An 11,442-nucleotide genomic window follows, 5' to 3' on the forward strand; every position below is an offset into this window, starting at 1 on the left:
CCCGACGCCATTCGTGAGCTGGTTCTTGATGATCAGCGGGCGCGCAATGCCCTCTGCTGGTTTGTCTTCTCTTGAAAGCAGGGCCGATAAGGCGAGCATCACATTAAGAACCCATAAAAATAGAAGGGAGTGCGCATTTCCCTCTCCTACACATTGACAGGGGCCCATCTGCTTCTCTACACTCCTGGCAGAGAAGCGTCTCCTGCCTGAGAGGGAAACGATCCTGACTTCTTCAGAGGTCTGGCCTGGCGGCCTGGCCTTCGCTCTGCGGTTGCGGCCTGCTTCCTTTCCTTGATCGCACTTCTGGCCAGCCAGTCAGCAGGCAGTTGAGGGGCAGGTGTCTGAGAGAACTGTGAGCAGAGCAGGAACGTCCTCACAGGAGATCTGACACCAGAAGAGAAAGGAGCCGCCGATGCCCTGGTGGTTCTTCCGTCGCCGCCGTGCCCCAGCTGCTGCCGCTGGCCTCACAGGCGCGACTCCGTCCGCGTCTGGCAGGCAACCTGGCGAGGGTGCTCTACCGCGCCTGCAGGGCAACCGTCGCTATCTCCACGAGCAGCCCTATTTGTTGCCTAAAGACCTCGGCGAGGTTAACCGGCTCGACTTTCAGCATTATGTGTTGCGCAGCCTGCTGCGCGGCAATTATTTAGCGCCTATTACTCAGCCGCGCCGTATCCTGGATGTGGGATGCGGTACCGGTCAGTGGGCCTTTGAATTGGCTCAGCAATTTCCTCAAGCCGACGTCATCGGCCTTGACCTGGAGCAGGTCAAGATCACCAGCACGCCCCCAGCGAACTTCCGCTTCGTGCAAAGCAATGCGCTGCAGGGGCTTCCCTTTGAAAGTGACTCGTTCGATTTCGTCCACCAGCGGCTGCTGATCCTGGCCGTGCCTGTGTCCGCCTGGCCTGGGCTGATCCAGGAGCTAGCGCGTGTTACCGCCCCCGGCGGCTGGGTTGAGCTGGTTGAGACCAGCACCATGCAGGACTTCACGCCGGCAGGACCGGCCACACGCGCGTTCTACCAGCTGGGGAGTCCTCTGGCGGCGATGCGTGGTCTGGATATCGAGGGGATTGTGCTGCGCTCTCTGGAGCGTTACCTGGCAGAGGCTGGCTTCATCAATATCCAGCGCCAGCTGATCGAGGCCCCCCTCGGCGACTGGGGAGGACGGCTTGGCTCCCTGCTGGCGCTCGACATTCGCGAGGCATCTAAGGCCGTGTGTGGGCCTATAGCCGCCCTCACCCACCGCCCGGAGCAGGAAGTACTTGACTTGCTTGAGCGCGCGAGCCAGGAATGGAACACGCTGCAGACCCGCTGCCCCTTCGTGGTCGTCTATGGTCAGAAGCCGGCCCGCAGCTGAGAGGTCTGGACCCCCATCCATCACCGTACGCTAGTCTAGCCATTGCCTGTCTCGTCAGCAGCGAGGTTCTACAGTGCCTGGTCCAGGCGGATGGCCGTCCACCTGGGCCAGGCAGCCACGACAATGGCCAGAGGAGAGCAGGCTTTATCAGGGGTCCCCACCGGCGGGCTCTAGCTGGCGAGAGCGCCGGCATCGACCGCCAGCGTGCTGCCAGTCATCAACAGCGAGAGGTCGCTGGCGCAGAAGAGCGCTACCCGTGCCACATCGTCGGGAACTCCAGCCCGCCCCAGCGGCAGGCTCTCGCCAAATGAGTCACCGAGCACATCTGGTGCTCCGGCAGCTGTCATCTCCTGGCGCAGCTCGGCGATCCCCGGCGTGCGGATCAATGTCGGGGCCAGGGCCAGCACGCGAATATTGTAGGGGCCAAACTCAATGGCCAGGCTCTTCGTCAGGCCCCGAACCGCATGCTTCGAGGCCACGTAGTGCGCCATGCCAGCCCCTCCCTGGTAGCCGGCAGTTGAGGCCAGATTGATAATCACGCCACCGCGCTGGGCCTGGATCATGCAACGCGCCGCCTCGCGCGCTCCCAGAAAGGTCCCGCGCAGATTGATCGCCAGCACCCGGTCCCACTGCTCATCGGACATCTCCAGCACCGGGCTACTGGGATAGATACCGGCGTTGTTGACCCAGATATCCAGGCTGCCCAGCTCCTGCACGGCTCGCTGCGCCAGACTGCGCACCGATTCGCTGTCCGTGACATCCACAGAGGCAAACAATGCCCGCACCTGATAGCGCGCGGCAAGGCGCTCTGCGGCGGCCTGCCCCTCATCGGCCCGCAGGTCGCCCAGCAGCACACCCGCCCCGGCCTCCGCCAGGCGCTCCGCAATGGCCAGGCCAAGCCCCCGGGCCCCACCGGTAATAACGGCATTGCGTCCGCGCAGCGAGATCAGTTCGGCCAGCGACTTGTGACTTACATCAGGGATCGCCATTGTGTGTACTCCTTTCTGCGACTGTCTGTTCAGCCAGACAACAAACGCCTCTTGAGACAGCTTCGTCGAGTCCCGTCAAGCGGGAGGATCACAGATCATAGACAGCATATACCGAAGCAAGAGCTTGCTGCCAGCCGGACCCCAACCCAGCTATCCGCAATCAGCGTACGAGGGCCAGTACAGAGCAGGCCATCAGGCGAAGTCAGAGCGCAAGAGAGCGGCGCGCAGGGCGCCGTAGGCGGCGGCTTTGTCTCCGAGAAGCGCCGGCACAATCGGCGTCTCCCGGACCGCTGGAGCGCCATAGCGAGCGAGATTCCTGCGCAACAAAGGGGAGAACAGATCAAACGCCTCGCAGAGGCCACCGGTGATAATAATCAGCTCGGGATCAAACAGGCTCGCGATGCTTGCCAGAGCCAGACCCAGCATATGCCCCATCTCCTCCACGAGTGCAAGGCAGTCTGGCTGGCCCTGCCGGGCCTGAGCAATCACCTCATAAGAGGTCAAAGGTGGATCGAGCTGCTGGCCCCGGGCAGCCAGAGCGCTGCCGGAAGCCACTAACTCCAGAAAACCATGCTCTGGATCAGGGATATGACCGCGGTCAAGCGTCAGCCAGCCAAAGGCGCCGGCGCTCCCGTGCGCTCCCTGGACCAGCTGGCCCCCCAGCATCAGCGCCCCACCGACACCTGTGCCCACACTCACCAGCGCGACCTGCTGCCGTCCACGAGCCGCTCCTCGCCAGGCCTCGCCCAGGAGCGCAAGCTGAGCATCATTGCTCAAGACTACCGCCGCCCCCAGGCGCTGCTCCAGCTCGGCGGCCAGCTCGCGCTCATGCAAAAAAGGGAGATTCGGCACCCAGAGCGATCGGCGACGGGTGCAGGTGCCTGGCAGCCCCAGGCCAATACTCACGACCGGCTCCCCTTGCTGCTGCGCCACTGTGTGCACCAGCCGCGCCAGCGTTCCCAGAAACTCCTCATAGCTCGCCGGGGTTCTGAGGCGCGGCGTCAGTGCCACCTCACCCGTTGCTGTCAGATAGGCTCCCTGAATCTTTGTGCCGCCCACATCGATGCCCAGCTCCATCGTTACCTCTCACCTCCTGGTCCTGGACGCCTCAAGTCAGCTTAGCCCTTGATGCCGGTCAGCGAGATGCCTTCGATAAAGTAGCGCTGCGCCCACAGCGTCAGCACCACGCTGGGCAGGATACCGATGGCAGTGCCCGCCATGACGATATTGGCGAATGTGACACTCGACGTATAGGTGCGCAGGCCATTCAGCGACAAGACCACCGTGCTCATCTCGGGCGAGTAGACTATTGAGAGGGGCCAGAGGAAATTGTTCCATTGGAAGACAAAGGCGAAGAGGATCAGCGCCGCTGCCGCCGGACGCAGCAACGGTACCACCACACGCCAGAGGAGCGTCCACTCTGAAGCCCCATCCAGGCGAGCAGCCTCCAGCAGCTCATCGGGGATACCAGCAATAAACTGACGCATCAAGAAGATACCGAAGCCATTGGCCAGATTGGGCAAAATCAGACCAGGATAGGTATTATCGAGATGGAGGGCCACCATCATGCGATAGAGCGGGATCAGCATGACAAACTGGGGGACCATCATGGTCGCCAGGACGCAGACGAAGATGGCATTTTTCCCACGGAACTGATGTTTGGCAAAGACATAGCCGGCCATGATACTGGTGAGCAGAATGCCTGCTGTTGAGGAGACAGTCACAATCAGCGAATTAAGTATAGCGCGTGCAAACGGCGTTACTTCGAAGACCGTCCGATACGAAGAAAAAGCCGGGTGAGCAGGCCACCAGACCGGAGGAAGCGCCTCCAGGTCCTCTGGCGACTTCAGACTAGAAGCAATCAACCAGAAGAAGGGGAAAAGCATGATCACCAGGATCAGCACCATACAGAGATACTGCAGTGCCAGAGAGAGCCAGCGCCGTCCCTGACTGGGGCGACGATAGCTCTTGGTATAGACCGACATCGTTGCTCTCCTTCGTCGTCTGATGCCCGCGCCCCTGCGGGAGCAGCGGGCGCCGGGTCCACCCTCCCTCACGCAGCTCGCTCTATTTCCCCCTGCAAGCCTGCCCTGCCTTCACAGTGAGCGGAAGAGGCGCAGCTGGAATAGAGAGAGCGCCAGCACAATCGCCAGCATAATCATCGCCATCGCACTCGCCTGTCCGGCCTGCCCATAGTTAAAAGCCGTAATATACATCTCGTAGGCGGCGACATCGGTTGAATTGACCGGTGATCCCTGCGTCAGCACGTAGACAGGGTCAAAGACCTGCAGGGTATTGATGGTCAGAATCACAAAGACAAAGGCCAGCGTCCGCCTCAGCAGAGGGAGCGTAATATACCAGTGACGGCGCCACCAGCCGGCGCCATCAAGGGAAGCGGCCTCATAATACTCCTGGGGGATCTCCGTCAGGCCCGCCACCACCATGACCACATAGTAGCCCAGGGTCTGCCAGACATTCAAAATGACCAGCGAGAGCATGGCCTCATGCACGGAGCCTAACCAGCCCTGGGGGGGCAGATGCAGCCAGCTCAGGATCTCATTCAGTGGACCATATTGAGGCTCGTAGAGATAGCCCCAGACAATGGCCACGGCGACCGTCGGGATCATGTAGGGAAGGAAGAGCACCGTGCGCAAGACATTGCGCCCATAAACCCGCGCCTGGTACAGGAAGAGACCGAGCAGAATCGCCAGCGGCAGGATGATCACGAGATTGGCCAGCGAATAGAGAAAGACATTGAGCAGGGCCGTGCGAAAGATTGGCTGCTCAAAGACCGTCACGTAGTTATTGAAGCCGACCCAGCGCATGCGCGAGTACGGAATGGCCATCGAGCCTTGATGCAAGCTGATCCAGGCCGTTAAGAGAATTGGCACCGCCACAAAAACGATCAGTAAGCCGAGGCCCGGGCTGAGGAAACCGACCGTGGCCAGTGACCTGGAGCGGCTCAGCGAGCGCTGCCCCTGTATCAATTGCAGACCCTCCCTTCTCAGGAAGCTTTCACCACACTCCCAGCTATCTCATCGGCGACCCTGGAGAACGGAAGAGAAAGGAGGTTCAGCCGTCACGGGAGAGGCGGGCCGGCGGGCCGTCCTCACTCTCTCCCGTGCGTGTGCGGCCTGGGTGGCCTGCGCGGGGCCTGCACTGGTAGGATCGAAGCGAAGCACCAGCAGCCCCGGCAGGGCCTCCTTTCTCAGGCTCTCCTCACGCCAGTAGCAGGAATACTGTTTCTACCTACCTACCTAGACCATATCAGGAATAGTAGCGGCTGAGAATCTGGCTGAGGTTGCTCTGGGCCTGGGCCATCGCCTGCTGAGGCGAAGTCTGGCCATACATCAGGGCCTCTAGCGACTTCTGCAGGCTGGTAGTGATTTCATCGCCGCCCAGCACTGTCGGGAACGGGACGCTGTTCTTGAGCTGCTGGACGTAGGTGCTGATGAATGGCTCACTCAAGTCGGCCTGATGGGCCGTCAGGTCGGAAGTGCGGCTCGGCAGAATGCCCATGCCCATCAGGATATCACCCATGGCCGAGGAGCCATTTTTGCCGCTCTGGGGGCCATTGAGCCACTGCAAGAACTGCCAGGCCGCCTCTTGCTGGGCCGGGTCGGCGTTGGCGTTGACCACCGTGCTCCAGGAATACGATACGCTATGGGAGCCATTGCCGTGCGGTCCCACCGGGATGGGAGCCGTGCCGACATCGCTAAAGCGCGCCCCCATGCCAGCCTTCAGGTTGCTCTCCCACCAGTTGGCCATGATGATCATGGCTGTCTTACCCGCGACGAAGTTCTCAAGGTAGGGTCCGGTCGTCGAGGCATTGGCCTGACCCATCGCCGGATCGGTGACCTTCTTCTGGAAAATCAGCTGATAGTAGAGGTTCGCTGTATCAAGGGCGGCCTGGCTGGTCAGCAGGGGCTTGTGATCGGCGGCGAGGAGCTGGCCGCCATCCGAATCCACCAGCGAGAGCCACGGGTGGACGACGCCGCTATTCCAGCTGGTGATGACGCCAAAGCCCTGCTGAAGAATTTTGCCGGAACTGTCGCGCTTGGTCAGCTTGACGGCATCGCTCACCAGTTCGTCCCAGGTGGCCGGGGGGTTGGCTATGCCGGCTTCGCGGAAGAGGGCTTTGTTGTAATTGAGGGCATAGAGGTCAACCTCATTAGGATAGCCATAGGTCTTGCCCTCGACCTGAACGGCGGACACCACACTCTGGGGATAGGCTTGCTGGATATCTTGCGCAAAGGTGGTCGGGGCCTGAGCGACCAGGCCATCCTGCACCAGCTGAGGCAGCCAGAGATTGTAGATGCCCATGATGGTCGGTCCGCTGGCGCTGCTTCCCTGGGTGGTAATGGTTGTCAGCAGGTTGCCAAAGGGCACGGTGCGCACCTGGATCGTCACCTCGGGATGCAGCTTTTCATAGGCGCTGATAGCCTGGTTGAGCTGGTCAACCTGGGGGCCCGACCAGTGGGTCAGATAGGTGATGGTTACTTTACCGGAGGACGATCCGGTGCTGCTGCCGCCGCAGGCAGCGAGCAGGAGGGAGAACAAGACCAGCACGAGGGTGACTCGCAGTGTTGGGCGCGTAAGTGAAAAGCGTAGCATAGCTACCTCCAGAGAAGTATCTCATGCACGAGCCGGGCCGGGGGACAGCTTTCTTCGCAGGCCGGGCGGGCCAGGAGAGCGCTGGCCTCTGCCGTCGATCACATGAGTGAGCGCTGTCGGGGCTCAGCCAGAGAAGCAGGCAACAGCGCTGGCAGATAGCGCTTTCAAGCGCCGTACAAACGACGACGGAACTCCTCGTAGACCTCCTCATTGTTGTCGGGGCTGACGCCCTCGGTGTTGGGGGAGGCGAAGGGACGGACCAGGTAGCCGCGACGGGCGAGGGCCAGGGCCGTTTCTGAGACGATGGCTTGCACCAGGGCGATAGCGGCCAGCGTCGAGACGCCGCCTACCTTGCCCGCTACTCCCGGGACAGCGACGACGGCGTCCTCCGAGGGAACGCCGTTGAAGAGGATGACATCGGCAATGTCTCCCAGTTTCTTCCCGCTGGAGTGGGTGGCGGGCCGATGGCGATGGTTCTCTTCGGAGGTGATCGCCACCACGTAGAGACCGGCGGCTTTGGCAGCCAGGGCCATTTCTACTGGCGCCGCATTCTGCCCGCCGTGAGAGATCACGATCAGCATGTCGGCAGGGTCCCAGCGCGTATGGCGCAGGAAGATGCGGATGTAGTCCTCCTGGCGCTCCAGCCAGAGCAGCTCTTCTGCTCCGCCTGGCCCGCTGACGGTGGTCCACATCAGGCGCGGGTCCATCATTGGGTAGAACCCGACATAGCCGCCATAGCGGGGGAAGCAGTCCTGGACCGGAAGGACCGAATGCCCGCTGCCGAATAAGCGCACCCAGTGATGACTGGCAATCACTTCGGCGGCACGTTCGGCGACCATGCGGATCTGCTCACTCTGCTCTTGGAGCCTGTCAATGGTGTGGGCGACTGCTGACAGATAGGACACTTCTCGTTGCATGCTTACTCCTTGACTAGGGAAGAGATGGCCGGGAGCCTGGCCACGCTCGTCGAGTTCGGCAGGCAGGATGAGATCGAAATAGCGAGGCTTCCCTGCGTCTGCTCTGGTATGGGCGCGGCGCGGCACGGCACGGCACGGATCTAGCGCTGCCGCCGCGAGGCGCGCAGGAAGAGCTGGACGCGGTAGCGGTCGCCACGCAGGATCGAGACGACAAATTCAAATGGTTGTTTGGCTTCATCAAAAGTCAGGCGCTCGACGTGGAAGCCGCAGGTTCCTTCGCCAACCTGTAGGAGCTGGGCTTGCTGGCCGCTGATGGTGGTCATGGAGAAGATTTCAACGGCCTCAGCCGGCACAACGCCATAGCGTTCCTCCAGATACTGGTAGAGCGAGCGCTCGTTGAGATCGGCTCGCTCCAGTTCAGGGAAGCGGGCCGCCGGTAGATAGGCTGTCTGAATGCCAATCGGGGTGTCGTTGGCGTAGCGCACGCGGCGAACGACAACCAGGGCTTCGCCAGCAGCCAGGCGCAGGCGCTGGGCCATCTCTGGCGTGGAGGGTTCGAGGCCAATGCTGAGCACGCGAGCGCCAGCGTGCATACCTCGGGCGGCCATTTCATCGCTAAAGGAGGTTAGCCCTCGGGCGCCCGCGGTAATGGTGAGATCACGGACAAATGAGCCGCGCCCTCGCTCGCGTACAATCAGTCCCTCGTCGACGAGGACCGCCAGGGCCTGACGCACCGTCGTGCGGCTGACTCCATAGAGGTTGCACAGTTCCATCTCTCCTGGAAGTTGCTGCCCCGGTTTCCAGGTGCCATTGAGAATGCGTTCGCGCATGTCTCGCTCAACCTGGAAGTGCATGGGCACCGGGCTGCTCTTGGATGCCGCTCGATAGCGAGGCTCGGCCATCGCTCTCTTTCCTCCACGCTCACTGAAATGTCATAACATAATGACATTTTACTGTCCCGGTCCGCCAAAATCAAGAGGGCTACCAGGACAGTGATCCCTTCGGAGGAAAAAGTGGGCCGCGCGGGCAGTGATCTGGCCCGGCCCGCTGGTAGGTTGGTCGCCAGTCAGTGCAGCCGGCGATGGATCGCCAAACAGACTCACACTGCTCACAGGGCGCTCACGATTATCTGGATAGAGAAGGCGCGCTACCTCCCCCGAGCGAAGGCAGACAGCTTCCCCATAGCCAGGTAAGCAGCACCTACAACCGTCATGCTGTCACCGATGGCCCAAATCGCCCAGAAAGATAGACGGAGGAGGGGGCAACAGCATCCATCTGCTGCCCCCTCCTCTTGCTCCGGGAAACACACTGGTTCACTCTCTTAGAGGCGCTCTTGATGGCCGGCACGCCCCAGGGAAGGCCAGACAGGCACGCGGTAGCGCGCCGCCCTGGTAGAAGGAGAGCCTTCCCTAGCGACCCACGACCAGCAGAGACTTAATGGCGCGACGCTGATCCATCGCAGCGTAGGCCTCGGCAACATGATCGAGATCAGTCGTGAAGTCAAAGACACGACCCGGATTGATCTTGCCGCTGAGAACGGCCTCTAGCAGCTCGGGCAGGTAGGCCCGCACGGGCGCTGGACCGCCGCGCATGCCCACGTTGCGATAAAAGGTTGCCTCAGCGGGGATCTCGACCTCGTGCGGAACGCCGACGCGCCCGACGATAGCCCCGGGGCGGGCACTGGCAAAGGCGGTCTGGTTGGCTTCGTTGGTGCCCACACATTCAAGAACAGCGTCCGCGCCGATGCCATCGGTCAGGCGCATGATCGCCTGCACCGCCGCATCACCACGCTCGGCCACGATATCTGTAGCTCCGAAGTCGCGGGCCAGCTCCTGACGCCTGGGGTGGCGGCTGAGAATGATCACGCGCTCAGCGCCAAGCAGCCGCGCAGAGAGCACGGCACAGAGGCCCACAGCGCCATCACCAACCACCGCCACGGTCTGGCCAGGCTTCACCCCCGCCGAGATGGCGGCATGATAGCCGGTCCCCATGACATCGGTCAGGGTCAGGAGCGAGGCCAACACCTCATCGGAAAACTGGCGCCCAGGAACAGCGACAAGTGTGCCGTCGGCCAGCGGGACCCGCGCCAGTTCGGCCTGTCCCGCGACTCCTTCAACGCCCTGGCCAAAGAAGCCCCCACGGACACAGGCCGTATGGAAGCCGGCCCGGCAGTGCGGACAGGTACCGTCGCTAATGGCAAAGGGGGCAATGACGAAGTCGCCCCGCTTGATAGTTGTGACCTCGGGGCCTACCTCCTCGACGACCCCGATGAATTCGTGGCCAATGGACCCCTCGGGATGGGGCGCAATTCCACGATAATACCAGAGATCGGAACCGCAGACGCAGGCCCGAACGATGCGGACGATCGCATCCGTCGGCTCCTGAATAACTGGGTCTAGACGCTCTTCTACCGTGATGTTACCAGCTCCGCGAAAGATCGCTGCTTTCATCTATGATGCTTCCTCTCTCAGCAGAAGGACTGACTGATCACCTTGCAAGGAGTGAGTCTTTCTTTCCTTCGTTTCTCCATCCGTCGGGTATTATAGAGACGCTCGCAGGCAGAGCGATAGAATATTCTTCGTTAATAATTGGCCGATTCTGCAGAATGCCGCCGGCGGGCGCCGCACACCTCTCCCAGAGCGAGAGACCGACGTCCTGCCCGCGCTCTGGGAGAACAAGACCCTCGACCGCTAACCGAGTTGGCCAGATCCCTCGATCGACCTCAGCTCTACCAGATCACCAGACTATAAGAATTCTCGCATGAAGCCCCTGTTCTCGTTCCCAGCCAGGATCTGATATAGCTGACGCCAGAACGCCCGAGCCATCCGCCCGCCGGCCACGCTCGTGGAGAAGGGAACGGTGAGATAACCTTATGGGGATCATCAGCCAGTGGGCGGCCTTGCCCGCCTGTCCCGTGGTAAGGCAGGCATAGTCAGACGACAAGAGCACTCTTCAACATCGAGCACAGGATAGGACAAAGGCAACAAAGCTAGTCTAACGATCGATAGACGTGATATAATACAACCAAGCGATCGCCCTATCCTACTGCAATACGTCAGCTAAGTGCGCCCGTTCTTCGCTATGGCAGGGCAGGAGATGGCCTGAGACAGAGTCTTATACGCTGCCTCTAGCCGGCGGAAGATCATCCAGTGCCTCTACGACAAGGAAAGTCAGGAAGAGCGATGACAGACCTGAAGCCCGTGCACCCCTTTCCCGCGCGGATGGCTCCCGAGGTCGCCCTGCGGGAGCTGGCATCGTTCCCAGCGGGCAGCACCGTCCTCGATCCCATGATGGGCTCGGGCACCGTCCTGAGAGCGGCCCTCAACCACGGCCTCCGGGCTATTGGTCGCGACCTCGACCCGCTGGCCGTCCTGATGGCCCGGGTCTGGACCACCCCCCTGGAAACAGACAAGCTGCGTCAACGGGCCAGCCAGCTGGCGGCTCCCCTCAGCGGCGTAACCGCCCCGGTCCCGCTGCCCTGGATCGACGATGATCCCGAGACCGCCGCCTTCGTCCACTACTGGTTTGCTGAACCACAGCAACGCGACTTGCGTCTGCTCAGCGCCGC

Annotated in this window: 9 protein-coding genes and 1 pseudogene; 2 read left to right on the forward strand and 8 right to left on the reverse strand. The window is 61.6% G+C overall.

Annotated features, from left to right (window positions below; translation table 11 throughout):
• Window positions 1-412 precede the first annotated feature (412 nt).
• A complete protein-coding gene (locus tag IRZ31_RS16690) occupies window positions 413-1,354 on the forward strand; it encodes a class I SAM-dependent methyltransferase (RefSeq protein WP_297155669.1) in 942 nt (313 codons plus the stop codon).
• 170 nt (window positions 1,355-1,524) lie between these two features.
• Here the strand turns inward: IRZ31_RS16690 and IRZ31_RS16695 are convergent, their stop codons facing one another.
• The 8 genes from IRZ31_RS16695 to IRZ31_RS16730 form a co-directional block, all read right to left on the reverse strand.
• Complete coding sequence (locus IRZ31_RS16695) at window positions 1,525-2,343, reverse strand: SDR family NAD(P)-dependent oxidoreductase (protein WP_297155671.1); 819 nt, start codon at window positions 2,341-2,343, stop codon at window positions 1,525-1,527.
• Between the two features lie 192 nt (window positions 2,344-2,535).
• Entirely contained in the window at window positions 2,536-3,420 is an 885-nt protein-coding gene (locus tag IRZ31_RS16700) for an ROK family protein (protein WP_297155673.1), read from the reverse strand.
• Window positions 3,421-3,461: 41 nt separating this feature from the next.
• A complete protein-coding gene (locus IRZ31_RS16705) occupies window positions 3,462-4,328 on the reverse strand; it encodes a carbohydrate ABC transporter permease (protein WP_297155675.1) in 867 nt (288 codons plus the stop codon).
• Window positions 4,329-4,439: 111 nt separating this feature from the next.
• On the reverse strand, window positions 4,440-5,330 hold the full coding sequence (locus IRZ31_RS16710; RefSeq protein ID WP_297155677.1) for a sugar ABC transporter permease: 891 nt from the start codon (window positions 5,328-5,330) through the stop codon (window positions 4,440-4,442).
• Between the two features lie 280 nt (window positions 5,331-5,610).
• On the reverse strand, window positions 5,611-6,957 hold the full coding sequence (locus tag IRZ31_RS16715) for an ABC transporter substrate-binding protein (RefSeq protein WP_297155679.1): 1,347 nt from the start codon (window positions 6,955-6,957) through the stop codon (window positions 5,611-5,613).
• Between the two features lie 164 nt (window positions 6,958-7,121).
• A complete protein-coding gene (locus IRZ31_RS16720) occupies window positions 7,122-7,874 on the reverse strand; it encodes a sugar isomerase domain-containing protein (protein ID WP_297155681.1) in 753 nt (250 codons plus the stop codon).
• A gap of 140 nt (window positions 7,875-8,014) precedes the next feature.
• The gene (locus IRZ31_RS16725; protein ID WP_297155683.1) at window positions 8,015-8,776 is read right to left on the reverse strand and encodes a GntR family transcriptional regulator; all 762 of its coding nucleotides are present in this window, start codon (window positions 8,774-8,776) and stop codon (window positions 8,015-8,017) included.
• Window positions 8,777-9,283: 507 nt separating this feature from the next.
• A complete protein-coding gene (locus tag IRZ31_RS16730) occupies window positions 9,284-10,324 on the reverse strand; it encodes a zinc-dependent alcohol dehydrogenase family protein (protein WP_297155685.1) in 1,041 nt (346 codons plus the stop codon).
• Between the two features lie 732 nt (window positions 10,325-11,056).
• Between IRZ31_RS16730 and IRZ31_RS16735 the strand changes: the two are divergent.
• Window positions 11,057-11,442 (forward strand): annotated as a pseudogene (locus tag IRZ31_RS16735) (DNA methyltransferase); the annotation flags it as partial.

This window comes from Thermogemmatispora sp. (assembly GCF_019683635.1).
Taxonomy (GTDB): Bacteria; Chloroflexota; Ktedonobacteria; order Ktedonobacterales; family Ktedonobacteraceae; genus Thermogemmatispora.

Bases quoted from the DNA above. Each gene is read 5' to 3' on its own strand.
- IRZ31_RS16690 (WP_297155669.1), top strand. From the start codon at position 413: ATGCCCTGGTGGTTCTTCCGTCGCCGCCGTGCCCCAGCTGCTGCCGCT.
- IRZ31_RS16695 (WP_297155671.1), bottom strand. From the start codon at position 2,343: ATGGCGATCCCTGATGTAAGTCACAAGTCGCTGGCCGAACTGATCTCG.
- IRZ31_RS16700 (WP_297155673.1), bottom strand. From the start codon at position 3,420: ATGGAGCTGGGCATCGATGTGGGCGGCACAAAGATTCAGGGAGCCTAT.
- IRZ31_RS16705 (WP_297155675.1), bottom strand. From the start codon at position 4,328: ATGTCGGTCTATACCAAGAGCTATCGTCGCCCCAGTCAGGGACGGCGC.
- IRZ31_RS16715 (WP_297155679.1), bottom strand. From the start codon at position 6,957: ATGCTACGCTTTTCACTTACGCGCCCAACACTGCGAGTCACCCTCGTG.
- IRZ31_RS16720 (WP_297155681.1), bottom strand. From the start codon at position 7,874: ATGCAACGAGAAGTGTCCTATCTGTCAGCAGTCGCCCACACCATTGAC.
- IRZ31_RS16725 (WP_297155683.1), bottom strand. From the start codon at position 8,776: ATGGCCGAGCCTCGCTATCGAGCGGCATCCAAGAGCAGCCCGGTGCCC.
- IRZ31_RS16730 (WP_297155685.1), bottom strand. From the start codon at position 10,324: ATGAAAGCAGCGATCTTTCGCGGAGCTGGTAACATCACGGTAGAAGAG.